This is a genomic window from Citrobacter sp. U14242 (genome assembly GCF_046555775.1).
GTDB lineage: Bacteria > Pseudomonadota > Gammaproteobacteria > Enterobacterales > Enterobacteriaceae > Citrobacter.
In genome coordinates, this window is sequence record NZ_JBKGLW010000002.1 from 422073 (window position 1) to 448422 (window position 26350).

Annotated in this window: 24 protein-coding genes; 11 read left to right on the forward strand and 13 right to left on the reverse strand. The window is 51.2% G+C overall.

The genetic code is table 11. The features are described from left to right. Window positions 1-22: 22 nt before the first annotated feature. The 3 genes from recF to dnaA are packed head-to-tail and all read right to left on the reverse strand — an operon-like array spanning window position 23 to window position 3604. On the reverse strand, window positions 23-1096 hold the full coding sequence (gene recF / locus ACLJXE_RS04755; protein WP_410750232.1) for a DNA replication/repair protein RecF: 1074 nt from the start codon (window positions 1094-1096) through the stop codon (window positions 23-25). Further along, window positions 1096-2196: a DNA polymerase III subunit beta gene (gene dnaN / locus ACLJXE_RS04760; protein ID WP_137382192.1), complete on the reverse strand. Its 1101-nt coding sequence runs from the start codon at window positions 2194-2196 to the stop codon at window positions 1096-1098. The genes recF and dnaN overlap by 1 nt, the downstream gene beginning before the upstream one ends. A 4-nt stretch (window positions 2197-2200) precedes the next feature. After that, window positions 2201-3604, reverse strand: coding sequence for a chromosomal replication initiator protein DnaA (gene dnaA, locus ACLJXE_RS04765; protein WP_286630051.1), 1404 nt, complete (start codon window positions 3602-3604; stop codon window positions 2201-2203). A 606-nt stretch (window positions 3605-4210) separates the two neighbouring features. Between dnaA and rpmH the strand changes: the two genes are divergently transcribed. The 10 genes from rpmH to ACLJXE_RS04815 all read left to right on the forward strand — a co-directional run bounded on the left by rpmH (window position 4211) and on the right by ACLJXE_RS04815 (window position 13525). Then, the gene (gene rpmH, locus ACLJXE_RS04770) at window positions 4211-4351 is read left to right on the forward strand and encodes a 50S ribosomal protein L34 (protein ID WP_003023858.1); all 141 of its coding nucleotides are present in this window, start codon (window positions 4211-4213) and stop codon (window positions 4349-4351) included. Window positions 4352-4368: 17 nt separating this feature from the next. Further along, complete coding sequence (gene rnpA, locus ACLJXE_RS04775) at window positions 4369-4728, forward strand: ribonuclease P protein component (protein WP_003844432.1); 360 nt, start codon at window positions 4369-4371, stop codon at window positions 4726-4728. Further along, window positions 4692-4949 (forward strand): membrane protein insertion efficiency factor YidD, encoded by a 258-nt coding sequence (yidD, locus tag ACLJXE_RS04780; RefSeq protein ID WP_003023846.1) that lies wholly within the window; start codon window positions 4692-4694, stop codon window positions 4947-4949. The genes rnpA and yidD overlap by 37 nt, the downstream gene beginning before the upstream one ends. Window positions 4950-4951: 2 nt before the next feature. After that, a complete protein-coding gene (gene yidC, locus ACLJXE_RS04785) occupies window positions 4952-6598 on the forward strand; it encodes a membrane protein insertase YidC (protein ID WP_048213774.1) in 1647 nt (548 codons plus the stop codon). Window positions 6599-6703: 105 nt separating this feature from the next. Further along, on the forward strand, window positions 6704-8068 hold the full coding sequence (gene mnmE / locus ACLJXE_RS04790) for a tRNA uridine-5-carboxymethylaminomethyl(34) synthesis GTPase MnmE (RefSeq protein WP_410750233.1): 1365 nt from the start codon (window positions 6704-6706) through the stop codon (window positions 8066-8068). Window positions 8069-8232: 164 nt separating this feature from the next. Further along, window positions 8233-9414 carry an MFS transporter gene (locus tag ACLJXE_RS04795; RefSeq protein ID WP_410750234.1) on the forward strand — a complete coding sequence of 394 codons (1182 nt, stop codon included), beginning with the start codon at window positions 8233-8235 and terminating at the stop codon, window positions 9412-9414. Next, the gene (gene yidZ / locus ACLJXE_RS04800; protein WP_101742130.1) at window positions 9383-10342 is read left to right on the forward strand and encodes an HTH-type transcriptional regulator YidZ; all 960 of its coding nucleotides are present in this window, start codon (window positions 9383-9385) and stop codon (window positions 10340-10342) included. Before ACLJXE_RS04795 ends, yidZ begins: the two co-directional genes overlap by 32 nt. A gap of 166 nt (window positions 10343-10508) precedes the next feature. Then, window positions 10509-11258: a 4'-phosphopantetheinyl transferase family protein gene (locus tag ACLJXE_RS04805; protein ID WP_286630055.1), complete on the forward strand. Its 750-nt coding sequence runs from the start codon at window positions 10509-10511 to the stop codon at window positions 11256-11258. A 30-nt stretch (window positions 11259-11288) separates the two neighbouring features. Further along, on the forward strand, window positions 11289-11855 hold the full coding sequence (locus ACLJXE_RS04810) for an NADPH-dependent FMN reductase (RefSeq protein ID WP_410750235.1): 567 nt from the start codon (window positions 11289-11291) through the stop codon (window positions 11853-11855). Between the two features lie 206 nt (window positions 11856-12061). Then, window positions 12062-13525, forward strand: coding sequence for a sigma 54-interacting transcriptional regulator (locus ACLJXE_RS04815; RefSeq protein ID WP_410750236.1), 1464 nt, complete (start codon window positions 12062-12064; stop codon window positions 13523-13525). A 42-nt stretch (window positions 13526-13567) separates the two neighbouring features. Here ACLJXE_RS04815 and phsC read toward each other — a convergent pair whose 3' ends face one another. The 5 genes from phsC to ACLJXE_RS04840 all read right to left on the reverse strand — a co-directional run bounded on the left by phsC (window position 13568) and on the right by ACLJXE_RS04840 (window position 20529). Further along, window positions 13568-15175 carry a thiosulfate reductase cytochrome B subunit gene (phsC, locus tag ACLJXE_RS04820; protein ID WP_410750237.1) on the reverse strand — a complete coding sequence of 536 codons (1608 nt, stop codon included), beginning with the start codon at window positions 15173-15175 and terminating at the stop codon, window positions 13568-13570. An 8-nt stretch (window positions 15176-15183) separates the two neighbouring features. Further along, window positions 15184-15600 (reverse strand): cytochrome c3 family protein, encoded by a 417-nt coding sequence (locus ACLJXE_RS04825; protein ID WP_286630058.1) that lies wholly within the window; start codon window positions 15598-15600, stop codon window positions 15184-15186. Window position 15601: 1 nt separating this feature from the next. Next, complete coding sequence (locus ACLJXE_RS04830; protein WP_410750238.1) at window positions 15602-17182, reverse strand: flavocytochrome c; 1581 nt, start codon at window positions 17180-17182, stop codon at window positions 15602-15604. Further along, on the reverse strand, window positions 17179-18885 hold the full coding sequence (gene hutH, locus ACLJXE_RS04835; protein ID WP_410750239.1) for an HAL/PAL/TAL family ammonia-lyase: 1707 nt from the start codon (window positions 18883-18885) through the stop codon (window positions 17179-17181). Before hutH ends, ACLJXE_RS04830 begins: the two co-directional genes overlap by 4 nt. Window positions 18886-19191: 306 nt before the next feature. Continuing rightward, complete coding sequence (locus tag ACLJXE_RS04840) at window positions 19192-20529, reverse strand: NCS2 family permease (protein WP_410750240.1); 1338 nt, start codon at window positions 20527-20529, stop codon at window positions 19192-19194. 167 nt (window positions 20530-20696) lie between these two features. Between ACLJXE_RS04840 and yieH the strand changes: the two genes are divergently transcribed. Continuing rightward, window positions 20697-21362 carry a 6-phosphogluconate phosphatase gene (gene yieH, locus ACLJXE_RS04845; protein ID WP_410750241.1) on the forward strand — a complete coding sequence of 222 codons (666 nt, stop codon included), beginning with the start codon at window positions 20697-20699 and terminating at the stop codon, window positions 21360-21362. 84 nt (window positions 21363-21446) lie between these two features. Here the strand turns inward: yieH and phoU are convergent, their stop codons facing one another. From phoU to pstS, 5 genes are all read right to left on the reverse strand, one after another. Next, on the reverse strand, window positions 21447-22172 hold the full coding sequence (gene phoU / locus ACLJXE_RS04850) for a phosphate signaling complex protein PhoU (RefSeq protein WP_006687755.1): 726 nt from the start codon (window positions 22170-22172) through the stop codon (window positions 21447-21449). A 24-nt stretch (window positions 22173-22196) separates the two neighbouring features. Next, a complete protein-coding gene (gene pstB, locus ACLJXE_RS04855) occupies window positions 22197-22970 on the reverse strand; it encodes a phosphate ABC transporter ATP-binding protein PstB (RefSeq protein ID WP_003023821.1) in 774 nt (257 codons plus the stop codon). Window positions 22971-23016: 46 nt separating this feature from the next. Further along, window positions 23017-23907, reverse strand: coding sequence for a phosphate ABC transporter permease PstA (gene pstA, locus ACLJXE_RS04860; protein ID WP_410750242.1), 891 nt, complete (start codon window positions 23905-23907; stop codon window positions 23017-23019). Further along, the gene (pstC, locus tag ACLJXE_RS04865; RefSeq protein ID WP_048213782.1) at window positions 23907-24866 is read right to left on the reverse strand and encodes a phosphate ABC transporter permease PstC; all 960 of its coding nucleotides are present in this window, start codon (window positions 24864-24866) and stop codon (window positions 23907-23909) included. The genes pstA and pstC overlap by 1 nt, the downstream gene beginning before the upstream one ends. Before the next feature lie 192 nt (window positions 24867-25058). Beyond that, window positions 25059-26099: a phosphate ABC transporter substrate-binding protein PstS gene (gene pstS / locus ACLJXE_RS04870; protein ID WP_410750243.1), complete on the reverse strand. Its 1041-nt coding sequence runs from the start codon at window positions 26097-26099 to the stop codon at window positions 25059-25061. Window positions 26100-26350: the final 251 nt, after the last annotated feature.

Below are 26350 nucleotides of genomic sequence, written 5' to 3' on the forward strand. Positions count from 1 at the left end.
TTCTCGCTCATTTTATCTTGGGTTAATCCGTTATTTTACCCTTTTCCACGGTGAACATCTTCGAATTTTTGTCCGACATGTCCAGAACGTGTTCAGCGCTGATTGCGCTGACAAAGACCTGTGATTGCGTGGCTTTTAAGCGGCTGGCCAGCAGTCCGCGACGCGCATCATCCAGTTCAGAGGCAAAATCATCTATCAGGTACAGGCAGCGCCGTCCGCTTTCACGGGTCAGGTACTCCCCTTGCGCCAGACGTAAGGCGCACATCAACAGCTTTAGCTGCCCACGCGACAACGTATCTTCCACCGGCGCACCGTCGGCGCGTATACGGAAATCCGCCTTGTGCGGGCCGTGCGCGGTGTAGGTCAACATGCGATCGCGTTCAAAACTACGTTCCAGCACTTCAGCGTAGTCGCTCTCTTTCTCCCAGCCGCGCTGAAAAGAGAAAGAAAGGGAAAACTCAGGAAGAAACTGCTGACAGGTATCCGCCATATCCTGCGCGATACCGGCGCTGTACTCCGCGCGCCAGGTACTGATTTGTTCCGCCAGCGGGATCAGTTCTTTATCCCACGGACGCAGCTGCTCATAACGACTCACCTGGCGCAACGCCGCGTTACGCTGCTTGAGCAGACGCTTCAGGTTGCTCCAGGCGGTAAAGAATCCGGCTTCATTGTGAAAGCATCCCCAGTCAAGGAACGCTCTTCTGTATTTGGGGCCGCCGTTGAGTAAAGTAAACCCCTCGGGCGTGATCAGCTGCATCGGCATCAGGTGCGCCAGTTCAGCAACCTTGTGACCGTCGGTGCCGTCAATACGCACTTTGCTGTCACCCAGCTTATCTTTGGTCAGGCCGATCGATGTCTCACGCTCGGCACCCTGCAAACGCCCGTGTAATACAAACGACTCCTGCTCGTGGCGAATAACGCGGCCAATCTGCAAACTACGAAACGCCCGACCGTGACCGAGTGTGTAGATAGCTTCCAGCACGCTGGTTTTGCCGCTGCCGTTAGCGCCAACCAGGAAGTTAAAGCCAGGAGATAAAGCAAGATCCGCGCTTTCGATATTGCGAAAGTCGCGGATCAACAAGCGGGTGAGCGACATTACAGTCTCATTGGCATGACAACATAGGCAGCCGACTGTGATGCGGCATCTTCAATTTGGACGCTGGAAACAGAGTCAGTCAGCATAATACGGACGTTTTCGCACTTCAGCGCGTTCAGTACGTCCAGTACGTAGCTAACGTTAAAACCGATTTCCAGTTCAGTGCCCGGATAGGTGACGTCGAGGATCTCTTCCGCCTCTTCCTGTTCCGGGTTGTTGGCCGTGATTTTGAGCTGGTTTTCACTGACATACAGACGCACGCCACGGAATTTCTCGTTAGAAAGAATTGCCGCACGGGCAAACGCCTGCTTGAGGATATCGCAGCCCGCTTCCAGATGCTTGTCCGGGTTCTTCGGCAGGACGCGACGGTAATCCGGGAAACGTCCATCCACCAGCTTGGAGGTAAAAATAAAGTCGCCAACATGCGCACGGATGTTGTTGCTGCCGATCTGCACGCGCAGCGGATTGTCGCCGCCGTCGAGCATACGCATCAGTTCAATCACGCCTTTACGCGGTACGATCACCGAATGGTTGGGCAGCGATTGGCCAACCGGCATTGAGCACACCGCCAGACGGTGACCGTCGGTCGCCACGGTACGCAGTTCTTCGCCTTCAGTTTCAAACAGCATACCGTTTAAGTAATAACGCACGTCCTGATGCGCCATTGAGAACTGCGTGGCTTCAATCAGACGCTTCATCGTTGCCTGCGGCAAGGTGAATTCGACTTCGCTCTGCCAGTCATCCAGATTCGGAAAGTCAGCGGCAGGTAATGTGGACAGCGAGAAACGGCTGCGACCAGAACGCACCAGCATACGGTCGCCTTCCAGTTGAACGGCAATTTCCGCACCTTCCGGCAACCCACGACAAATGTCGAAGAATTTACGCGCCGGAACGGTGGTTGCACCAGGCTCATGAGCCTGGATCAGTGCCACGCGTGCCACCATCTCCATTTCGAGATCGGTACCGGTCAGAGAAAGCGTACCATCCGCCACCTGAAGCAACAGGTTTCCGAGGATCGGCAGTGTAGGACGACCACCCAGCGGGCCGCTGACCTGCTGGAGCGGTTTTAATAAATGTTCACGTTCAACGGTAAATTTCATAGCGTCACGAAGATAATGTTCTGATTAAATTGGAGAAATCTTCTTTAATATCATGGCTTTCTTCACGCAACTGCTCAATCTTGCGACAGGCATGAAGCACGGTAGTATGGTCACGCCCACCAAACGCATCGCCAATTTCCGGCAGACTGTGGTTAGTGAGCTCTTTTGCCAGCGCCATCGCCATCTGACGCGGACGAGCTACCGAGCGAGATCGACGCTTAGAAAGCAGATCCGCAATTTTGATTTTGTAATACTCTGCCACCGTCTTTTGAATATTGTCGATGGTGACCAGTTTTTCCTGCAATGCCAGTAAATCGCGCAGCGCTTCGCGCACGAAATCGATAGTGATCGCCCGGCCAGTAAAGTTAGCGTTGGCGATCACGCGGTTCAGTGCGCCTTCCAGCTCACGCACGTTAGAGCGTAGGCGCTTGGCAATAAAGAACGCCACCTCACCCGGCAGACGAATGTCGTTTTCATCTGCTTTTTTCATCAGGATCGCTACGCGCGTCTCCAGTTCAGGCGGTTCGATCGCTACCGTCAGCCCCCAGCCGAAGCGGGATTTCAGACGATCCTCAACGCCGTTGATCTCCTTCGGATAGCGATCCGATGTCAGGATGATCTGCTGATTACCTTCCAACAGGGCATTAAAGGTGTGGAAAAACTCTTCCTGGGATCGTTCTTTATTAGCAAAGAATTGAATATCGTCAATCAGCAACGCATCAACGGAACGGTAATAGCGTTTAAACTCTTCGATCGCATTGTTTTGCAGGGCTTTAACCATGTCCTGCACAAAACGCTCGGAGTGCATATACACCACTTTTGCGTTCGGCTTACGCGCCATAATGCCGTTACCCACAGCGTGCAACAGGTGGGTTTTACCCAGACCTGTACCGCCATAAAGGAATAACGGATTGTAGGCGCCGCCAGGATTGTCCGCCACCTGACGTGCCGCCGCGCGCGCCAGTTGGTTAGATTTACCTTCAACGAAGTTATCAAACGTATGTTTGACATTGACGTTAGAGCGATAGGTAGGTTCTGCCGGGGCCGGTACGTTATCCCAGCCGGGGCGCGCCGCCGGAACGACTCGTTGCGGTTGCACTTGTTGAGCCACATGCGCAGGTGTAACGATGTTATTCACCGGCGTCTTCAGCGTTTGCGTGACAGGTTTAGTGCCGACCTCAAAACGCAGCTGTGGGGCGTCCGCTCCGCAGAAATTATTCAGCAATCCATTAATATTATTGAGGTATTTATCCCTTACCCAATCGAGCACAAAACGGTTTGGCGCATACAAAGCCAGCGTGTTATCGCTCAGTTCCGCCTGCAACGGGCGTATCCACATACTGAATTCTGTGGCTGGTAACTCATCCTGCAATCGGGCAAGACACTGCTGCCAAAGCGAAAGTGACACGGCGGACTCCACTCGAACAAAAGTCGATAAATGACAAAGGCTGAAACATTCATGATTGTTGACGCACATCGACAAGACCCTATGCAAAGGGTGACGTGCGAATTGCTATCTGCAATTTTAACCCGATCAGGATCCATTGAAACGATCAGGACCGCGGATCATAGCGTAAACTGAGAAAGAGATCTTCTGTTTCTCACAGATTCTTCCCGATTTATCCACAGGATGATCCAGAATCGGCTAAGTGTAAACGATCCTGGAGAAGTGCTGCAGGTTTTCGCGCGCATATTGAAAAAATTAATGAGTAAAGATGCTTTACTGCTTAAACGATCTAATAAAGATCCCGAGCGATCCTTGCGCTTTATCCACCAGCCCGTATAATTCTTACCCCCAGCGAGTAACGGTCGCCTTACGGCGTCAACGCTGCCTGTTTTTTACACAAAACTACGTGAAAAAAAACGGGATATAAGGAAAGAGAATTGACTCCGGAGTGTACAATTATTACAATCCGGCCTCTTTAATCACCCACACTGTGGCGTAAGTCGTTCGAAATTCGTTCGGGTATACGCAAAAGTCAGTGAATTTATTCAAGTTTAGGTAGAAATCGCCATGAAACGCACTTTTCAACCGTCTGTACTGAAGCGCAACCGTTCTCACGGCTTCCGTGCTCGTATGGCAAATAAAAATGGTCGTCAGGTTCTGGCACGTCGTCGTGCTAAAGGCCGTTCTCGTCTGACCGTTTCTAAGTAATAAAAGCTAGCCCCTGAGTGGTTAAGCTCGCATTTCCCAGGGAGTTACGTTTGTTAACTCCCACTCATTTCACATTCGTCTTCCAGCAGCCACAACGGGCTGGCACGCCGCAAATCACCATCCTCGGCCGCCTGAATTCGCTGGGGCATCCCCGTATCGGTCTTACAGTCGCCAAGAAAAATGTCAAACGAGCGCATGAACGTAATCGGATTAAACGTCTGACGCGTGAAAGCTTTCGTTTACGTCAGCACGAGCTTCCAGCAATGGATTTCGTGGTGGTGGCTAAAAAAGGGGTTGCCGACCTCGATAACCGTGCTCTCTCGGAAGCGTTGGAAAAATTATGGCGTCGCCATTGTCGCCTGGCTCGCGGGTCCTGATAGCCCTCATTCGGGTCTATCAACGCCTTATCAGTCCGCTGCTTGGGCCGCATTGCCGTTTCACTCCAACCTGTTCGAGCTACGGAATTGAGGCATTGCGCAGGTTTGGAGTGATAAAAGGCAGTTGGTTGACGGTGAAACGCGTATTAAAATGCCACCCTTTACACCCTGGTGGTGACGATCCCGTCCCGCCCGGACCATTTGATACCAGAGAACACTAACGATGGATTCGCAACGCAATCTTTTAGTCATCGCTTTGCTGTTCGTGTCTTTCATGATCTGGCAAGCCTGGGAGCAGGATAAAAATCCGCAACCTCAGGCCCAACAGACCACGCAGACAACGACCACCGCAGCGGGTAGCGCCGCCGACCAGGGCGTACCGGCCAGTGGCCAGGGGAAACTGATTACGGTTAAAACTGACGTGCTTGATCTGACCATCAACACCCGTGGTGGTGATGTGGAACAGGCTTCACTGCCAGCTTACCCGAAAGAACTGGGTTCTACCGAACCGTTCCAGTTACTGGAAACCACGCCACAGTTCATCTACCAGGCACAAAGTGGCCTGACAGGTCGTGACGGCCCGGATAACCCGGCTAACGGCCCGCGTCCGCTGTACAACGTCGAAAAAGACGCTTTTGTACTGGCTGATGGTCAGAACGAACTGCAGATCCCGATGACCTATACTGACGCAGCGGGTAACACATTCACGAAGACGTTTGTCCTCAAACGTGGTGAATATGCTGTCAACGTTAACTACAGCGTGCAGAACGCCGGCGAGAAACCGCTGGAAGTCTCCACCTTTGGTCAGTTGAAGCAATCCATCAATCTGCCCTCTCATCGCGACACCGGTAGCAGCAACTTTGCGCTGCATACTTTCCGTGGCGCGGCGTACTCTACGCCTGATGAGAAGTATGAGAAATACAAGTTCGACACCATTGCTGATAACGAAAACCTGAACGTCAACGCTAAAGACGGCTGGGTCGCAATGCTGCAACAGTATTTCGCTACGGCATGGGTTCCGCGTAACGACGGCACCAATAATTTCTACACCGCTAATCTGGGTAACGGCATTGCCGCTATCGGCTATAAATCTCAGCCGGTACTGGTTCAGCCAGGACAGACTGGCGCGATGACCAGCACCCTGTGGGTTGGCCCGGAAATTCAGGATAAAATGGCGGCCGTTGCACCGCACCTGGATCTGACCGTGGATTACGGCTGGTTGTGGTTTATCTCTCAGCCACTGTTCAAACTGCTGAAATGGATCCATAGCTTCCTGGGTAACTGGGGCTTCTCCATCATCGTTATCACCTTTATCGTTCGTGGCATCATGTACCCGCTGACCAAAGCGCAGTACACCTCCATGGCGAAGATGCGTATGCTGCAGCCGAAGATTCAGGCAATGCGTGAGCGTCTGGGCGATGATAAACAACGTCAGAGCCAGGAAATGATGGCCCTGTACAAAGCTGAGAAGGTTAACCCACTGGGCGGCTGCTTCCCGCTGATCATCCAGATGCCAATCTTCCTGGCGTTGTACTACATGCTGATGGGCTCCATTGAACTGCGTCATGCGCCGTTCGCGCTGTGGATCCATGACCTGTCTGCACAGGACCCGTACTACATCCTGCCGATCCTGATGGGCGTGACGATGTTCTTCATCCAGAAGATGTCTCCGACCACCGTGACCGACCCGATGCAGCAGAAGATCATGACCTTTATGCCGGTCATCTTCACCGTGTTCTTCCTGTGGTTCCCGTCAGGTCTGGTGCTGTACTATATCGTCAGCAACCTGGTAACCATTATTCAGCAGCAGCTGATTTACCGCGGTCTGGAGAAACGTGGCCTGCATAGCCGCGAGAAGAAAAACTCCTGATTCGGTGTAGGCCGGATTAGGCGAAGCCGCCATCCGGCAAACGGAACATAAAGTAAAGGGCGGTCATTAGACCGCCTTTTTTATTGCATGACAAAGAGACATATCATGAGCCATAACGACACCATCGTCGCTCAGGCCACCCCACCGGGACGTGGTGGTGTGGGTATTCTGCGCATCTCCGGCCTTAAAGCCCGCGAGGTTGCCGAAACCGTACTGGGTAAACTGCCAAAACCGCGCTATGCCGACTACCTGCCGTTTAAAGACGCGGATGGCAGCGTGCTGGATCAGGGGATTGCGCTGTGGTTCCCTGGCCCGAACTCCTTTACCGGTGAAGACGTCTTAGAGCTTCAGGGTCACGGCGGTCCGGTTATTCTCGATCTGCTGCTTAAACGTATTCTGACGATTCCCGGCCTGCGCATTGCCAGACCGGGTGAGTTCTCCGAGCGCGCATTTCTTAACGATAAGCTCGATTTAGCCCAGGCAGAAGCCATTGCCGATCTGATCGACGCCAGTTCAGAACAAGCTGCACGTTCCGCACTGAACTCATTACAGGGTGCGTTCTCCGCACGTGTGAATCACCTTGTGGAAGCACTCACTCACCTGCGCATCTACGTGGAAGCGGCGATTGATTTCCCGGATGAGGAAATCGACTTCCTGTCTGACGGCAAAATTGAAGCCCAGCTTAATAGCGTGATGGCCGATCTTGATGCCGTACGTGCCGAAGCGCGTCAGGGTAGCCTGCTGCGTGAAGGAATGAAGGTGGTCATTGCCGGACGTCCTAACGCGGGTAAATCGAGCCTGCTGAATGCGCTGGCAGGTCGTGAAGCAGCGATCGTCACCGATATCGCCGGCACCACCCGCGACGTGTTACGCGAGCATATTCATATCGACGGCATGCCGCTGCACATTATCGATACCGCCGGTCTGCGTGATGCCAGTGACGAAGTTGAACGTATTGGTATCGAACGCGCCTGGCAGGAAATAGAACAGGCTGACCGCGTACTGTTTATGGTTGATGGCACCACCACCGACGCGGTTGACCCGGCGGACATCTGGCCAGACTTTATTGCGCGTTTACCTGCAAAACTGCCGATTACCGTCGTGCGTAACAAAGCGGATATCACGGGTGAAACGCTGGGTCTCAGCGAAGTAAATGGCCACTCACTGGTTCGCCTCTCTGCGCGTACCGGCGAAGGCGTTGACGTACTGCGCAACCATCTCAAACAGAGCATGGGCTTTGAAACCAATATGGAAGGCGGCTTCCTGGCGCGTCGTCGTCATTTGCAGGCACTGGCAGAAGCGGCGGAGCATCTTCAGCAGGGTAAAGCTCAGCTATTGGGGGCATGGGCCGGAGAATTGCTCGCAGAGGAGTTACGCCTTGCACAGCAAAACCTCAGTGAGATAACTGGAGAATTTACTTCCGACGATCTGCTGGGGCGGATTTTCTCCAGCTTCTGTATTGGTAAATAACGATGTGTTGCCCGGTGGCGCGATGCTTACCGGGCCTACAGGCCCCGTAGGCTGAATCCGGCAACAAGTGATTTCCCATAAGGAAATTACTGTTGTCCAAATGGCAACTCGCACAGACAATCCTGTCCCCGTATTCTTAGCGCCACTTTCCTCATGAGGTCGCTATGACACGCTTTCTAATCTGCAGTTTTGCCCTGGTACTCCTTTATCCCGCCGGTATTGATATGTATCTGGTGGGATTGCCCCGTATTGCTGCCGATTTACAAGCCAGCGAGGCTCAGTTGCATATCGCGTTTTCGGTCTACCTGGCAGGGATGGCGACGGCAATGTTGTTCGCCGGTAAAATTGCTGACCAGTCGGGTCGTAAACCGGTCGCCATTGTCGGTGCGGTGATCTTTATTATCGCCTCGGCCTTATGTTCATTCGCCGGGAGCGGCACGCCGTTCCTGGTCGGCCGTTTTGTTCAGGGCGTCGGTGCAGGTTGCTGCTACGTGGTGGCCTTCGCCATCCTGCGCGATACACTCGACGATCGCCGCCGCGCGAAGGTGCTGTCGCTGCTAAACGGTATCACTTGTATCGTGCCGGTACTGGCCCCTGTGATGGGGCATCTGATTATGCTCAAATACCCCTGGCAGAGCCTGTTCTACACGATGATGGGCATGGGTGTGGTTGTTTGCCTGCTATCAGTGTTTATCCTGCGAGAATCGCGCCCAACGACGCTCCCGGCATCTGTGCAAAAGAACCAAACCACCGAATCACTGGTAAACCGTTTTTTCCTTAGCCGTCTGGCAATTACCACCCTCAGCGTGTCGGTAATCCTGACCTTTGTGAATACCTCTCCGGTGCTGCTGATGGAGGTGATGGGTTTTGACCGCGGTGAGTACGCCACGACAATGGCGATGACCGCGGGTGTCAGTATGGCGGTCTCCTTCTCAACGCCATTCGCACTAAGCATATTTAAACCCCGCATCCTGATGCTGACTTCCCAGGTATTGTTCCTGGCTGCGGGCATCGTGTTAACCCTTGCCAGTACGCACGCGGTAATGTTGTTCGGACTAACCTTAATCTGCGCCGGATTCTCAGTCGGTTTCGGCGTTGCCATGAGCCAGGCGCTGGGGCCATTCTCGCTGCGCGCAGGCGTCGCCAGCTCGGCATTAGGTATTGCCCAGGTTTGCGGTTCATCGTTATGGATTTGGTTGGCCGCCATCCTCGGTCTCGATGCGCTGAATATGCTGATCGGGATTCTGATTGGCTGTAGCATAGTGAGTATCATGCTGATTATCACTGTTGCACCAAACCGGTCCACGCCAACTCATGAAGAAATCCCTCAGCAGTCTCGATCTTAATTTGCTGCTCTGCCTGCAGTTGTTGATGCAGGAACGCAGTGTCACTAAAACCGCCAAACGGATGAACGTCACGCCGTCGGCGGTCAGCAAATCGCTGTCGAAGCTGAGAGCCTGGTTTGACGATCCGTTGTTTGTTAACACCCCGTTGGGGCTAACACCAACGCCGCTGATGCTCAACATGGAACAGAGCCTGGCGGAGTGGATGCAGATGGGCAATCAATTGCTCGATAAGCCACACCATGAAGCACCACGTGGGCTGAAGTTTGATTTGGTGGCTGAAACGCCGCTGGTGATGATCATGTTTAACGCGCTCTCCCAACAGATCTACCAGCGTTATCCACAGGCAACGATCAAAGTGCGCAACTGGGATTACGATTCGCTGGATGCCATTATCCGTGGCGAGGTCGATATCGGCTTTACCGGGCGTGAAAGTCACCCACGCTCACGAGAATTGCTGAGTCTGCTACCGTTATCTATCGACCACGAGGTCCTGTTTTCCGATCTCCCCTGCGTCTGGTTGCGTGAAGACCATCCGGCATTGCAGGAAGAGTGGAATCTGGAAACATTCCTGCGCTATCCCCATATCAGCATTAGCTGGGAGCAGAGCGACACCTGGGCGCTGGATGATGTGCTTCAGGAGATGGGACGTGCGCGTAACATCGCATTGTGTCTACCGGGCTTTGAGCAGTCTCTGTTTATGGCCGCGCAGCCCGATCACGCATTGATAGCCACCGCCCCGGTCTATTGTCAGCGTTACAACCAACTCCACCAGCTTCCGCTCGTGGCACGTCCAATGCCTTTTGATGCTGCACAACTGGAAAAAATGCGCGTACCGTTCACCCTCCTTTGGCATAAACGCAACAGCCACAATCCTAAGATCGTATGGCTGAAAGAGACGATCAAGGCACTCTATCGCGAGATGTCATGAAGACCCTTTGCTATATTGTTGTTTTATTGACCGCCCAGGCTGTGGAAATGTAAATGTCGCGTAATGTATCCCGATTCCGTTTATTTTTTGGGCAGTAAAGCCTGCCTATAAGCCGCGTAAATGTTACTCTGATAATAATCACGGACCATTAATCACGGAGCGAAAAATGGCGACACATTTTGCCAGAGGGATTCTTACGGAGGGACACCTGGTTTCAGTTCGTCTCCCTACTCCATGTCATTTTGAAGCAAGAAATCTACCCACTTACCGCCGAACACGCTTTCTGGCCTCCCGAAGCCTTCTCGCTGAACTGATGTTTATGCTTTACGGCACCAGCACATTGCCTGAGATTGTTACCGAGGCGAAAGGGAAACCCATTTTTCGCGATAAAAACCTGCCTGGCTTTTCGATTTCCTATGCCGGGAATATCGTCGGCGTCGCGCTTACCACAGAAGGTTCATGCGGCCTGGATATGGAACTTCAGCGAGCAACCCGCGGGTTCCATACCCCGAATGCCACAGAAACCTACCGCTTTTCCAGTAACGAAAACCTGTGGATCAATAATCAAAACGACCCCAATGAAGCACGTGCGCAACTCATTACGTTACGCCAGAGTGTTCTCAAGCTCACTGGTGACGTGTGCAATGACGATCCGCGTGAACTCCAGCTATTACCGGGTGCGGGCCGTCTGAGATGTGCTCACGTTACGCAGATAGAAGCCATTTGTGATGCTGAAGATGTGCTGGTGTGGTCGGTCGCGGTCACGCCAACCATTGAAAAACTCAAGGTTTGGGAGTTTGATGGTAAACAGGACTGGAAAAGTTTGCCTGATATCCAGACCCGCGCGAATGAGCCAACGGGTCGCCTGATCCGGTTTTCACAATTATCCGCAGCAAAGAGCCATACGCATAACTGATTTAACCTTCATGATGAAACAGGAGTAACCATGTCTGAGACATTGAATGTTGTTACGTTACTGGGGAGCCTGCGCAAGGGTTCGTTTAATGGAATGGTTGCCCGTACGCTGCCAAAAATTGCCCCCGCGGGGATGGAAGTGAATGCGTTACCGTCGATTGGGGATATTCCTCTGTACGATGCCGACCTCCAGCAGGAAGAGGGTTTTCCGGCAAGTGTAGAAGCGCTGGCGGAACAAATCAGGAAGGCTGATGGCGTCGTTATCGTCACGCCAGAATACAACTATTCTGTTCCTGGCGGGCTGAAAAACGGCATCGACTGGCTGTCTCGTCTGCCCGATCAACCATTATCAGGCAAGCCAGTACTGATCCAGACCAGCTCAATGGGCGCTATTGGCGGCGCACGCTGTCAGTATCATCTGCGTCAAATTCTGGTATTCCTCGATGCGATGGTAATGAACAAGCCGGAATTTATGGGCGGCGTGATTCAGAACAAAGTGGACCCGCAGACCGGTGAAGTGATCGACCAAAGCACGCTGGACCATCTGACTGGCCAGTTAACCGCGTTCGGTGACTACATTCAGCGTGTAAAAGCCTGATAATTAATTTTGCCTACAACTCATAAATAATCCAGTAAGCGCCTATTCTTCTGGATTATTTTCTTATTTGCGTAAACCTGTCCATAAATCACTGTTGTCTGTTTTTTCCTCTTCATTATTGTGGCATAGTGTTACCAGGTATTGCTGTTGCAATAATATCAATAAATATATCTAATATTTTATTTACTGTGAACAATGGATATGCCATGGACAGGACATTTTCACATCTCAGGACCGCATTATGTAGTAGCACGCAACTGGAGAAATCCATGTATGCCTGTCTACAGTCGATACCTGATTCAATAGTTTGTGACGGTATTTTCTTTAACTATTATCGTAGTGATATTCGCTGTATCCAGTTTTTAGCATTAGCGACGCACAAAACAGCACGACTGAAACGGGATGTCATCCCGATCCCTGAGAATATTGCCAGACAATTCAATCACTCAGATAACTTCTCCACTCAACTTATCGATACTCTGAGCCAATGTCCCCTGACGGAATATGTCGTTAACACCTGCTTTCGTAATATCAAATCTCTAATCCTGATGCGTATGCACCTGGATGGTCTACGGTTGGGTGCTATGGGTATATTTAGTCACCACGCTAATGCTTTTACACCTCAACATGCTGAATTATTCGAATCAGTTCGGGGAGAACTCTCCCTGTTAGCCTTTATTGCCTTGTCCCGGCATAACCTTTTATTGAATAATACGCCTCCGGCTATTCCCGAGTTATCTGCTGCAGAAGAAAGTGAAAAATTTGTCGTCAGTCAAACTAACCCCCCTCTGTTTCAGTTGTATCATTCATTGAGTAAACTGGCAAACAGTGAACTGCCTGTTTTATTACTGGGAGAGAAAGGCGTTGGAAAAAATTCACTCGCTTCCGAGCTTCAGCAACAATGTTCAAAGCGCAGTGGTTATTATGGATTGATTAATCCTCAGGGGCAGCTGATCATCATGAAAAATGGCGTCCTGAACCGCACAATAACCATTGATTTCAACAAGCCACCAGGCATTGCTTCATTTCTGATATTGCATCAGGGGTCTCTGATGATAAAAGAAATTAATTCTTTCCCTGAGCGCTGGCAAACCTTTTTACTGGCACTGCATTCAAATTACCGTGAGTATTGCCAGCTACAGATTATTGCCATACAAACACTTCCATTTTCAGATATAAAAAACGCCACCAGCCATGATATATCCAGTCACTATCTGACCAGTCAAATATATGCCAATACACTTTGCCAGATCATTACACTCCCTCCGTTACGGCATCGCTATGATGATATTCCTCTGCTGTTGACGTACTACCTGAGGAAGCTATCAAGCCAGTATAAACGTACCTCTTTACCTGTTCTGGGTGATGATTCACTGCGCTTATTATTGAAGTATCACTGGCCGGGCAACATTACGGAATTGATCGGACTATTAGAAAACGCATTTCTCCGTTGCACGGGCAATGAGTTGCATATTTTTTTACCGAGGGAAAGGAATTCAATAGCTATATCCTCTCTTGATGACGCAATGCGTCATCATATCCAAATGGCGTTACAACAAAGTCAGGGGAAAATATCAGGTAAAGGTGGAGCAGCAGAGTTACTTGGTGTTAACAGTAACACGCTCTACAGCAAAATAAAAAAACTGGGCATTGTGGTGAAAGAAAAATAATCTGACGTCCCCTTTCCCTCTTCAGAAAAAGGGGAGCAGTCTTTATTTTTGTTTTCTGGCTCGGTGGAAGCCATCGAGCATGCCTTTAATCAGCGCTCCCGGCGTATCACCCGTACTGCACAAATAGAGATGCACGATGATAAATGCCACCATCACGACTGCCAAAACGTAATGGAGCCAGGCCGCAACCTGCTTGCCCGGTAACGCAAACAGCGTTTCTGGCGTATAACTGGGGTACATCATCAGCAATCCGGTCACAATGAGCAGCGGCAATAACAGGAACATCACGCCAATATAGCCCAGTTGCTGGAGAATATTGAATTTAGCCGCTGGCGACGCATGTTCCGGATGAGGTTCCCCACGGAAAATACCATACAGGTAGTAGCGGATCTGACGGATAAGCCGCCCCGAAATACCCTGCCAGCGCACCCGATAATGATGCCCGTTGCCGCACATCGCCACCAGGATAAAACCCAGCCATATAACACACAGCGATACCCCTGCAATATTGTGTACATCAACCCATAGCGAGAATTTCGCGCTCACCCAGTGCAAGGCACAGCCGCTGATAATTAGCGCGGTAAAACAGAGTGCGTTCAGCCAGTGCCAGCAGCGAACAGGCAGAGTGTAGAGATATCGTTTCTCCATCGGCATATCTGCCGTGCGGCGCGATAGGATAAGCCGCCCCAAACCATGACAGAGTAGCAACACAACGAAGCCGCCCAGCGCCCAGGCAATAAAGCGATCGGCCTGGCCGCTACCGTTATTACCAATCATGTAGGTATCGGTAAACAACACGCCATCTATCTGACGAATAGCAGGAACAGGAGGCGCCACCGTCGTCAGTTTTTCCCGGAGAGAGACATCATCAAATAACCCTTTCCCCAGCAAGCTACCTGCCATGGCATTTTCATCTGGCGCGAACGTTTTCCGCCTGGCGGTAAGCAACGCTCCGTCGCCATGACATTGTTCACAACTGATGGCTTGTGAGGCAGGCAGGATGCGATGCAAAGAGGTATCTGCAGCATCAGCATGGCAGTCAATACAGCGTAAACTGGTGAGATGCTCAGCGGCATAAGGCAGTGCTGAGTGCGCCATATCCTGAGACACAGAGCGTTTCCCTCCAGACAGGTTCGCAAAGACTCCCGCCCGCGAATGACAATTCGTACACATCAAATTGTCGTCGGCAACCCGTTGTTTACCTGGATGGTTTAGCTCTCCTGCCGTCATAGTGTGCGCGTTATGGCATGAGGTACAGGAGAAGAGTCCTTTGGCTATCTTTTCACTGTGGACACTCTGCTGTACGGCATGCACCGTATCGCGCATGACCACGCTATGACAACTTTCGCAGTTCTTGTCGTCATCAGGCTTCAGAACATGCGGGGTGACTGAAAATCCCGCGCTTCCGGGTTGGCTTTGATGGCAGGCGATACACGGCACTTCACCATGCACGCTGTCGTGATATTTATCTGTGGAGACAAATAAATTCTCCTGCACTTTATCCGTCGAGATCCCCTGGATTTCGCTATCAGCGTGGCATGCCAGACAAGGTTGATTAAGCTGCGCTGTTGGTACTGGCGCAGAATATCCCGACAGAGGTATCCATCCCATCAGCAATAAAAATAAGCGCCTTATTAAGAATCCGCGCATGATGTCCCTCATGGCTTCATATCCGGATATTTAAAGAGATGGCAATTATTACAATAAACTACCGAGGGTTTATGTTCGTTATGACAAGCGGTACAAGGAACATCTTTACCGTAGTGCATTGAATCATGCGGGTTGGGCTCTGCATTTTTGTCATGCGGATTGGGTTGCGTTAATTCAGCAATCTGGTCGCGCGAACCGTGGCAACTCAGGCAAGATTTGTCACTCGGTGCCGCTACGGGGGTGCTGGATCCGTGACACAACTGACATGATGTATCGCGTCCGGTGGCCTCCAGTGAGTGGTGATAAGGCTTGACGTTCATTGCATTCAGTTGCTGGTGAAAAGCAGCCTCGTCGTCAGTCGCAGCGATGGCCAGGGAAAAACCACTAAGACACAGCAACAGCAGGGCTATCCATAATTTTGCCATGTTAAATTCCCTCAACGTCAAAGGCATCATCCGCAGCAGTCGCGGAGGCAACGCTAAGCCCCGCAATACGGCCAAAAACCAGGCAATCCGCAACGGCGCAACTGCCCAGACGACTTCCACCATGCGAACCCGCTGTCGCTTCTCCGGCAGCATACAGACCGGGGATAGGTTTGCTATCAGCCGCATTGAGTACCTCTGTACGCATACTGATCTGCACCCCTCCCATGACGTAGTGCACTTTGGGCCACACGCGTACGGCAACAAATGGTCCTTTGTCTAACGGAACCGCACGACTCACATCTTTCTTCATGCGATCGCCACCTTTGCGCGCAACGGCCGCATTGTAGGTCTCCACCTCTTCTTGCAGTACGTCGAAAGGGATGCCGAAATGCGCAGCCAACTGCTCCAGTGAGTCAAACTGCCAGGCGACACCATAATGCAGGGCATGTTTCAGGCTTTGTGCTAGTTTCGCACCTTCAAGCGTGGTGAAGCAGATGGGATAAAGTGGATCCCCTTTTTCATCCACCTGCGCCAGAATCCCCTCTTCACGCTCTTTACGATCGGCAAGTTCATTTGTGAAACGATGGCCAGAACGCGGGTTAACCATAATTCCGTTAGGAAAACCTGAGATGGTATTGAATTGCGAAACGTAGCCAAATCCGCGTTCGTCTGGCGATGACCAGGGACCTAGCTGGATAAGGTCAAGCTGTACCGGCGTTGCGCCAATACGTAGCATTTGCACCAGGCATTCCGACGTCGCGCCGGGGTGGTTGGTGGAATCGACACGCTCATCCAGCATGGGGTTTTGCATTTTACGAAAACGCAGATCATTGGAAAAACCACCAGAACACATCACCACGCCGTAACGCGCACCGTAATGGCGAATCTTCCCGGTCTGTTCGTCTGGGAAACGATAGCCATCACGTACCGTCAGGCCAATAACGCGCCCTTGCGAATTTTGCAGAAAAGATTCCAGCTTGCATTGGGCGCGAAAAACAACACCCATTTTCATGGCGGACTCTTTTAGTGGCCGGGTGATCCCCGCCCCAGAACTCTCTACCGTTTGCAATGTACGGGGGACAGAGTGACCGCCAAAATGCTGTACGAACGGTTTATATTTTACGCCGTGTTTTAGGGTAAACTCATAGGCAGCGGTCGTGTTGTTAACGAGAATCTTTAACTGATCTTTATCATTTAACCCACGCCCAGCTTTCAGCATGTCCTTAAACATCAACTCAGGTGAATCGACGATCCCTTCTTTTTTCTGCGCAGGCGATCCGGCTACGGCAACCGCGCCGCCGTTAATTGCTGAGTTGCCGCCAAAAACGGGCATCTTTTCAATCACCAGAACGCTGCGGCCAGCCTGAGCGGCTTCAAGTGCAGCAGCCAGTCCGGCAAAGCCACTTCCGACGACGATCACATCATAGACTTTATGGTAACGAACCGACGAAGCCGGGACGCAGTTATCTTGCGCCAGCGCCTTTCCGGTCAGCACCGTAAATGCGCCGCCGGTTGCCAGGAGGGTACTTTTCGTCAAAAAGGCTCGCCGCGACGCATTAACGGTTTTTTTCATTATCGTCATTTGCTCCCTGCTTGCGTACTGACCAGAGAACCGGAAGGAAATGATGCGACTAACGCGGATGAATCAGCAATATTGTCAGTAAAAATCCGATCCTGCACAACAAACGGTACTTTCTCACGATAGGCGGTAAAGAGTTTGCCGGTCATCTCTCCCAATTTCAGGTCAGGATTTTTCTGTTTCCGCAGATCGACTGCCTGACTGGCGTGCAACAGTTCCAGACCATAAATGCTGCGCATATCATCAGCAATTTGACTCAGACGTTTAGATGCACGCAGGTTATTGGTGTAGGTATCTTCAATGGTACCCGCCATCGGTTGACCATCCAGTGATACCGGGTTAACCAGGTCGCGAATATCCGCCAGTAACGCAACCTGCGGCTTCTGAATAGCGCCGAAGGCATGTCCTTGCTGATTAGTGTCGGAAGCGAGGAAACGACTCAATCCAGTGAAATGATCGTCAGATAAATGCAAAGTGCGCTGAACGCTGTTATGCGCCAGATGCCCCATCGCCAAAGACAGATTCTGAATAGCCAGCGCCAGAGGCAGCGGTTCAAAATTTGACGTCGGGAAAATCGCGCCGCTGAGGGTTTCGCCATTGGCCCCTTTTGCGCTCACGAAGTACTGCTCAACCTGGCTATTTTCCGCCAACGAACGATCAGCATTCACGATTACCGCCGGGTTGTCGTCCGAGCTGTTCATCTGAATTTCCAGCATTTGCCAGGCTTCATTCCATTCGCGACGCACTTCGTTAAGAACAAATACCGTCGTTCGGAAAGAAAGCGGATCCTGTAAAGGACGTCCATCCTGATGTTGCCAGAGATAAGAACCCGTAAGGGCAGTACGAATAGTCCCGGCGGTATCCTGAATACCGGGGAAGGGTCGAACGCTTAAACTTTGGTGCAGGAATGGCGCAACGTTACCATTCAGCGCTTCCAGCGATAAACCGAACACCGCCGGAGTAATATTAATAATCTGTCTGGACTCCAGAAGAGCCTGAGCGGAATAAGCCGTTGATATCGCATTTGAAGAGAGAATCGACAGCGCATCTTTGCCAAGTGGTTCCAGCTTATCAATACCCGCCTGTTTCAGCGCTTTTGCCGAATCCATCTCGACGCCTTTCACGCGAACGCGCCATTCACCAATCATTACATCGCCAATATGAGAGGCAAGCGTTATATCAGCTTCACCCACGGAACCCCGTGAGGGCACGACGGGGGTAATATGCTTATTGAGAAACTGCTGATACATTTTGGCAACCTGCGGTTGGGCGCCAGTATTTCCCGTTAACATGGTATTCAGGCGAATCACCATCGCCAGACGCACCAGTTCATCCGGCATGTCTGGACCAACGCCTGCAGCATGCGCATGCAACGCGTTGATGTTAAATTCACGAGAGGCCTGAATAACCTCCGGAGTCAGTTTTCCATGCGCATCAAACAGAGATTTGTCTTTATTGAGTCCCACGCCTACCGTCAATCCGTAAACGGGAACGCCTTTTCCAGCAGCAATCATTAAAAGTTTATTGGCTTTATCGACGCGATCCATCGCAGTTGCAGCGATCTCAACCTGTTTTTCCCCCTGAGCAATGGCCCAGGCATCATCCAGTGTTAATGAATGACCATCCAGTGTCACGCTGGTGGCTGCACTTGCGAATAGTGGAAAAAACAGTGAGACACAGAACGTCGCAATGACAGTCTTCTTCATTTCTAAACTCCTTTTAATAGAGATAAGAAACAGTAACGAAAAATGCCTGTGCGAAAGTTGAAATAGCCCCTGCATTTATTATGGCTATTTTTGATATTTCAAAAAAACAAAAGTAAAAACATTTCAATCTGTTAACAGATAATTCACCATAAGAAACCACAGCTCGCTAACACACGGCCATAAATTACAGAGATTATTGATTCGCAGAGAGATAATTTTCAGACTTGATATTTTGGGGCAGGAATAAAAGATAACCAGACAGGAGATGCTTCAGCCTTGTATGACAAAGCTGAAGCATGTTCTACATTAGTGCGCGTCGATAAACACAATCTTCAACACAAACAGCAGCGCGACAACGATCACGCACGGGCTGAGATCGCGAAAACGTCCGGTACCTATTTTCATCACGCAGTAGGAAATAAAGCCCAGCGCGATACCTTCAGTAATGGAGAAGCTAAACGGCATCATCACAGCGGTAATAAACGCCGGAACAGCTTCCGTCAGATCATCCCACTTCACGCGCGACAGGCTGGACGTCATCAATACGCCCACGTAAATCAGCGCCCCTGCAGCTGCATAGCCCGGCACCATTCCCGCCAACGGTGACAGGAAGATAACCAGCAGGAACAGCAGACCGACAACCACGGCTGTCAGACCTGTACGTCCACCGACAGAAACCCCGGAAGAGGATTCAATATATGCGGTAACGGAAGAAGTACCGATAAACGCACCGGTAACAGACGACACGCTATCGACAAACAGAGCCTGCTTCATGCGCGGGAACTTGCCCTTGGTATCTGCCAGACCCGCTTTATCCGTGACGCCAATCAACGTACCGGAGGAGTCAAACAGGTTCACCAGCATGAACGAGAAAATCACACCCGCCAGGCCAATGTTAAACGAACCGGTCAGATCAACATGACCAATAACAGACGTGACGCTCGGCGGCGCAGAGACAATACCGCTGTAATGAACATCACCCAACATCCATCCCAACAGCGTGGTCACAATGATGGAGATCAGCACTGCCGCATGAATGTTACGTGACGCCAGAATCGCGATGATAAAGAAGCCCAGAATCCCCAGCAGTACGCTGTGGGACGTCAGGTTACCGATAGACACCAGCGTGTCTTTGTTGGCGACGATAACACCTGCGTTTTTCAGCCCCATCATGCCGATGAACAGGCCGATACCACTGGTGATGCCCACGCGCAGACTGACCGGGATATTCGCAATCATCCAGTAACGTACGCGGAAAATCGTCAGCAGCAGCAGACCAATTGCGCCCCAGAAGATCGCGCCCATACCAATCTGCCATGACAGCCCCATCGCACCGACCACCACGAAGGCAAAGAATGCGTTCAAACCCATAGCAGGTGCCAGCGCAACCGGCAGGTTGGCAAACAGCCCCATCAGGATGCTACCAAATGCAGCAATAAGACAGGTGGTAACAAAGACGGCGCTGGTATCCATGCCAGCTACGCCAAGAATTTGCGGGTTAACAAAAACGATATACACCATCGTCAGGAAGGTAGTTAAACCGGCGATCACTTCGGTCCGTACCGTCGTGCCATGCTCGCGCAGTTTGAACACGCGTTCCAGCATCCCCTGGCCAGAAGCCTGGGTTGTGTGTTGTTGACTCATTATCAATTTCCGAACAAGGAGGGAAAATTCGTCGCTATCCTATACCAAAATGCGACAATAGGGTTGGGTTATGAGCAACTTTTTTCATTGATTTTGCTTATACGGCAACGATTGCGTCCCCCCATTATGCATTACGAAAACGTTAAACTTGTTAAAATGGAAATGACATGTCCCAGATAGAAGCCGTATTTTTTGACTGTGACGGTACCCTTGTCGACAGTGAAGTAATTTGTTCTCGCGCGTATGTCAGCATGTTCCAGGCGTTCGGCATTACGCTCGATCTTGAAGAGACGTTTAAACGCTTCAAGGGGATAAAGCTCTACGAAATCATCGACATTATTAACGAAGAACACGGTGTCGAACTGGCAAAAGCCGAGTTAGAACCGGTTTACCGCGCTGAGGTCGCACGTCTGTTCGATACCGAGCTGGAAGTCATTGCTGGTGCGAACACGCTGCTGGACAGCATGGCTGTGCCAATGTGCGTGGTGTCTAATGGTCCGGTCAGCAAAATGCAGCATTCATTGGGTAAGCTGGGCATGTTGCATCATTTTCCTGATTTACTGTTCAGCGGTTACGATATTCAGCGCTGGAAGCCCGACCCGGCAATGATGTTCCATGCGGCGAAAGCGATGAACGTCAACGTTGAGAACTGTATCCTGGTCGATGACTCCAGTGCAGGTGCTCAGGCGGGGATTGCTGCGGGAATGGAGGTTTTTTACTTCTGCGCCGATCCGCACAACAAACCGATCGACCATCCTAAAGTGACGACCTTTACCGATTTGGCACAGTTGCCGGAATTGTGGAAAGCGCGGGGTTGGGATATTACCCGCTAAAAAACAAAGCCGGATGGCGTTAACGCTTTTCCGGCTGACATGTCTCGTAGGGCGGGTAAGCGTCAGCGCCTCCCGCCACAAACATCACTCTTTCGGATCTTTACCCGCCAGCAGTTTATCCAGCTCATCCCCGCCCACGTGACGGAAATCTTGCCCCTTCACGAAGTAGAAAATGTATTCGCAGATATTCTGGCAACGATCACCGATACGCTCGATAGAACGCGCGCAAAACAGCGCGGTCAGCACGCTTGGAATGGTGCGCGGATCTTCCATCATGTAGGTCATCAGCTGGCGCACAATGCCTTCATATTCCTGGTCGACTTTCTTATCTTCACGGTAGATACGTACCGCTTCATCCAGATCCATACGCGCAAAGGCATCCAACACGTCGTGCAACATCTGCACGGTGTGACGGCCCAGCGACTCCAGACTTACCAACAGTGGCTGATGCTGCTGGGAGAATTTCTCCAGCGCAGTACGGCAGATTTTATCCGCGACGTCACCAATACGCTCCAGCTCAGCGATGGTTTTGATGATCGCCATCACCAGGCGCAGGTCGCTCGCTGTCGGCTGACGTTTGGCGATGATACGCACGCAGGCTTCATCAATCGCCACTTCCATCATGTTGACGTTTTTATCGCCCTCAATGACGCGCTTCGCCAGATCGCTGTCCTGATTGTGCATGGCGGTAATCGCGTCAGAAAGTTGCTGCTCAACCATGCCACCCATGGTCATCACCTGGGTACGAATGCTCTCCAGTTCAGCGTTGAACTGACCGGAAATATGTTTATTAAGGTTAAGGTTATCCATCATTTCTCCAGATGCCCGGGCATATCAACCGTAGCGGCCAGTAATGTAGTCTTCTGTTTGTTTCTTCGCGGGTTTGGTGAACAGATCGTCCGTGTTGCTGAACTCAATCAACTCGCCCAGGTACATAAACGCCGTATGGTCAGAACAACGCGCAGCCTGCTGCATGTTGTGGGTGACGATAACGACGGTGTAATCCTCTTTCAGCTCAGTGATCAGCTCTTCAATACGCCCGGTGGAGATCGGGTCAAGCGCTGAACACGGTTCATCAAGCAGAAGCACTTCCGGGCGAATGGCGATACCACGCGCAATGCACAAACGCTGCTGCTGACCACCGGAGAGAGAGTATCCGCTCTGGTGTAATTTATCTTTGGTTTCATTCCACAATGCGGCTTTGGTCAACGCCCACTGCACACGCTCATCCATATCGGCACGGGAAAGCTTCTCAAACAGACGCACGCCAAACGCGATATTGTCGTAGATAGACATCGGAAACGGTGTTGGCTTCTGGAAAACCATTCCTACTTTGGCACGCAGCAGCGCGATATCCTGGGTGTTGGTGAGAATGTTGTCACCATCCAGCAGGATTTCACCTTCCGCACGCTGTTCCGGGTACAGTTCAAACATTTTGTTGAAGGTACGCAGCAGCGTCGATTTACCACAGCCTGACGGCCCGATAAACGCCGTGACCTGGTTCTTCGCAATATCCAGGTTGATGTTCTTCAGGGCATGGAATTTGCCATAGTAGAAGTTCAAATCACGAACCTGAATCTTACCTGGGGCAGTATCAACCATACTCATTTCAATCTCTTCCTCATTCGGCGCCGCATCAGCCACGCCGTAAAAATTAACCGTGTTTCTTCTTCGCGAAAATGACACGCGCCAGAATGTTCAGCAGCAGTACGCACAGGGTAATAATCAGTACCCCGGCCCAGGCCAGTTGCTGCCATTCAGCAAATGGGCTCATCGCAAACTTAAAGATCGTGACAGGCAGGTTGGCGATTGGCTGCATCATGTCAGTGCTCCAGAACTGGTTGGAGAGCGACGTAAACAGCAGCGGGGCCGTTTCACCTGCAATACGGGCAATTGCCAGCAGAATACCGGTAATAATGCCCGACACAGACGCCTTCAGGGTGATCGCGGAAATCATCTTCCACTTTGGTGTCCCCAACGCATAGGCGGCTTCTCGCAGACTATCCGGCACCAGTTTGAGCATGTTCTCAGTGGTACGAATAACGATAGGTACCTGCAGCAGCGCCAGCGCAATCACGCCCGCCCAGCCGGAGAAGTGTTCCATTTTTGCCACCACAATGGTGTAAACGAACAAACCGACCACAATCGATGGTGCAGACAGCAGGATATCGTTGATAAAGCGGATGACTTCAGCCAGCCAGGACTTACGCCCGTATTCCGCCAGGTAGATGCCCGCCATAATACCGAGCGGCGTACCAAATATGGTCGCCCACAGAATCAACAGCCCACTCCCGGCAAGCGCGTTCGCCAGACCACCACCCGCGGTATTCGGCGGCGGGGTCATTTCAGTGAACAGTGCCAGCGACATACCGTCAATGCCACGGGTAATCGTGGACATCAGGATCCAGATAAGCCAGAACAGACCAAATGCCATCGTCGCCATCGAGAGCGTCAGCGCGATACGATTCTTCAGACGTCGACGCGCCTGCATTTTACGGCGTGATTCTGCCAGTGCGGCGGTGTTTTGCATTTCCAGCGTAGCCATTAGCGTGCCCCCTCGTTTTTCGCAAGGCGCATGATCATGAACTTAGACGCTGCCAGTACGATGAAGGTGATCACAAACAGGATCAGCCCCAGTTCCATCAGTGCAGCAACATGCAAACCAGATTCCGCTTCAGCAAATTCGTTCGCCAGCGCAGAGGTGATACTGTTGCCCGGCATATACAGCGATGCGCTGTCGAGTTGGTAGGTGTTACCAATGATAAAGGTCACCGCCATGGTTTCACCCAACGCGCGGCCAAGACCCAGCATTACGCCGCCAATGACACCATTTTTAGTGAACGGCAGAACGATACGCCAGATAACTTCCCAGGTAGTACAGCCAATACCGTAAGCGGACTCTTTCATCAGTACCGGCGTTTGCTCGAACACATCACGCATAACCGCTGCAATGTACGGGATGATCATGATGGCGAGGATCACACCAGCAGCCAGAATACCGATACCAAATGCCGGGCCAGCAAACAGTGCGCCAACAAACGGAATGTTGGAAAGAATATTACCGACCGGCTCCTGGAAATAAGTCGCAAACAGCGGGGCAAAGATAAACAGGCCCCACATGCCGTAAACGATACTCGGGATCGCTGCCAGCAGTTCAATAGCGATACCCAGCGGGCGTCTAAGCCAGCCAGGTGCAAGTTCCGTCAGGAACAAAGCTATGCCGAAACTCACCGGAACGGCGATCAGCAGTGCAATAAGAGAGGTGACCAGCGTACCGTAAATCGGTACCAGTGCGCCGTAGATATCATTTGGCGCATCCCAGTCTTTGGTCCAAAGGAATGAGAAACCAAATTTCTGGATGCTTGGCCAGGAGGAGATGATCAGAGAGACAATAATGCCACCCAACATCAATAGCACAATCAGCGCAGCCAGTTTTACCAGCGCGCTGAATATCATGTCACCCTTTTTACCCGGAGGGTTAAAAGCAGGCTTGGTTGCAGCCATAAATCACTCTTTAAGTTTGGGCCAGGAAGCACGCATTTTATCGTGCTTCCCGGCTAACGTAATGCCATACCCTAAATATTTCGAGTTGCAGCAAGGCGGCAAGCTTGTGAATACCCAGGAGCATAGATTCACTATGTGACTGGGGTGAACAAGCACAGCCAACACAGCTGCGGCTCGAAGTATGACGGGTATTTAGTACAGCGCTTTACCGCTGCTGTCTTTTACGTTGGTCTTCCATGCAGCACGAATCTGCTCAACCACGCTGTCCGGCAAGCTGGCGTAATCCAGGTCATTAGCCTGTTTGCCGCCATTTTTATATGCCCAGTCAAAGAATTTCAGTACTTCAACGCCTTGCTCTGGTTTCTTCTGCTCTTTATGCACCAGGATGAAGGTGGTGGAAGTGATTGGCCACGCATTGTCACCTTTCTGGTTAGTCAGATCCTGAGCGAAGGTTTTGCTCCAGTCAGCGCCTTTAGCTGCATTGGCAAAGTTTTCTTCTGTCGGGCTTACCGGTTTGCCATCAGCAGAAACCAGTTTGGTGTATGCCAGGTTGTTCTGCTTAGCATAAGCGTACTCAACGTAGCCGATAGAGCCTGGCAGACGCTGTACGAACGCAGCGATACCGTCATTACCTTTACCGCCCAGACCGGTCGGCCAGTTCACCGTAGAGCCTGCGCCAATTTTAGATTTCCACTCTTCGTTCACTTTCGCCAGGTAGTTGGTGAAGACGAAAGAGGTACCGGAACCATCTGCACGACGCACAACGGCGATGTTCTGAGAAGGCAGCTTCAGACCCGGGTTCAGTTTGGTGATGGCTTCATCATCCCACTTCTTAATTTTGCCGAGGTAGATATCGCCCAGGGTTTTACCGTCAAGCACCAGCTCACCGGACTTCAGGCCAGGGATATTCACCGCCAGCACCACACCACCGATCACTGTCGGGAACTGGAACAGGCCTTCCTGAGCCAGCTTCTCGTCAGATAACGGCGCATCAGATGCACCGAAATCAACAGTATTTGCGGTAATTTGTTTTACACCACCGGAGGAGCCGATACCCTGGTAGTTTACTTTGCTACCGGTCTCTTTCTGATAAGTATCAGCCCATTTGGCATACACTGGCGCAGGAAAAGTTGCACCAGCACCTGTCAGGCTCGCTGCAGCAAAGGCAGAGAACGCGCTCATAGATAAGGTCGCGGCGACAACAGTTGCGACAGTGGTACGCATAACTTTCATAATGTCTCCTGCACGGTTTTCGTAAATTGTTGTTTGAGTTGCTACTGTGAGCAAAATAGGACAAACAGGTGACAGTTAAATGTACGAAATATGACAGTTTTATGACAATGAAAAATAATATGCGAGAAACAATTAAAAACAGTACAAAAACAGCAAGTTAATCGATTATATGACCATCATATTTCGGTAAAATTTTCTTTTTATGACACAGAAAACAGTAGCTGAAGATGACGGTTTGTCACATAAAACAG

What these genes read in the sequence shown, in the direction of transcription:
- recF (WP_410750232.1), bottom strand. Translation starts at nt 1,096, where the DNA reads ATGTCGCTCACCCGCTTGTTGATCCGCGACTTTCGCAATATCGAAAGC.
- dnaN (WP_137382192.1), bottom strand. Translation starts at nt 2,196, where the DNA reads ATGAAATTTACCGTTGAACGTGAACATTTATTAAAACCGCTCCAGCAG.
- rpmH (WP_003023858.1), top strand. Translation starts at nt 4,211, where the DNA reads ATGAAACGCACTTTTCAACCGTCTGTACTGAAGCGCAACCGTTCTCAC.
- yidD (WP_003023846.1), top strand. Translation starts at nt 4,692, where the DNA reads ATGGCGTCGCCATTGTCGCCTGGCTCGCGGGTCCTGATAGCCCTCATT.
- yidC (WP_048213774.1), top strand. Translation starts at nt 4,952, where the DNA reads ATGGATTCGCAACGCAATCTTTTAGTCATCGCTTTGCTGTTCGTGTCT.
- mnmE (WP_410750233.1), top strand. Translation starts at nt 6,704, where the DNA reads ATGAGCCATAACGACACCATCGTCGCTCAGGCCACCCCACCGGGACGT.
- ACLJXE_RS04795 (WP_410750234.1), top strand. Translation starts at nt 8,233, where the DNA reads ATGACACGCTTTCTAATCTGCAGTTTTGCCCTGGTACTCCTTTATCCC.
- yidZ (WP_101742130.1), top strand. Translation starts at nt 9,383, where the DNA reads ATGAAGAAATCCCTCAGCAGTCTCGATCTTAATTTGCTGCTCTGCCTG.
- ACLJXE_RS04805 (WP_286630055.1), top strand. Translation starts at nt 10,509, where the DNA reads ATGGCGACACATTTTGCCAGAGGGATTCTTACGGAGGGACACCTGGTT.
- ACLJXE_RS04810 (WP_410750235.1), top strand. Translation starts at nt 11,289, where the DNA reads ATGTCTGAGACATTGAATGTTGTTACGTTACTGGGGAGCCTGCGCAAG.
- ACLJXE_RS04815 (WP_410750236.1), top strand. Translation starts at nt 12,062, where the DNA reads ATGGACAGGACATTTTCACATCTCAGGACCGCATTATGTAGTAGCACG.
- phsC (WP_410750237.1), bottom strand. Translation starts at nt 15,175, where the DNA reads ATGCGCGGATTCTTAATAAGGCGCTTATTTTTATTGCTGATGGGATGG.
- ACLJXE_RS04825 (WP_286630058.1), bottom strand. Translation starts at nt 15,600, where the DNA reads ATGGCAAAATTATGGATAGCCCTGCTGTTGCTGTGTCTTAGTGGTTTT.
- ACLJXE_RS04830 (WP_410750238.1), bottom strand. Translation starts at nt 17,182, where the DNA reads ATGACGATAATGAAAAAAACCGTTAATGCGTCGCGGCGAGCCTTTTTG.
- hutH (WP_410750239.1), bottom strand. Translation starts at nt 18,885, where the DNA reads ATGAAGAAGACTGTCATTGCGACGTTCTGTGTCTCACTGTTTTTTCCA.
- ACLJXE_RS04840 (WP_410750240.1), bottom strand. Translation starts at nt 20,529, where the DNA reads ATGAGTCAACAACACACAACCCAGGCTTCTGGCCAGGGGATGCTGGAA.
- yieH (WP_410750241.1), top strand. Translation starts at nt 20,697, where the DNA reads ATGTCCCAGATAGAAGCCGTATTTTTTGACTGTGACGGTACCCTTGTC.
- phoU (WP_006687755.1), bottom strand. Translation starts at nt 22,172, where the DNA reads ATGGATAACCTTAACCTTAATAAACATATTTCCGGTCAGTTCAACGCT.
- pstB (WP_003023821.1), bottom strand. Translation starts at nt 22,970, where the DNA reads ATGAGTATGGTTGATACTGCCCCAGGTAAGATTCAGGTTCGTGATTTG.
- pstA (WP_410750242.1), bottom strand. Translation starts at nt 23,907, where the DNA reads ATGGCTACGCTGGAAATGCAAAACACCGCCGCACTGGCAGAATCACGC.
- pstC (WP_048213782.1), bottom strand. Translation starts at nt 24,866, where the DNA reads ATGGCTGCAACCAAGCCTGCTTTTAACCCTCCGGGTAAAAAGGGTGAC.
- pstS (WP_410750243.1), bottom strand. Translation starts at nt 26,099, where the DNA reads ATGAAAGTTATGCGTACCACTGTCGCAACTGTTGTCGCCGCGACCTTA.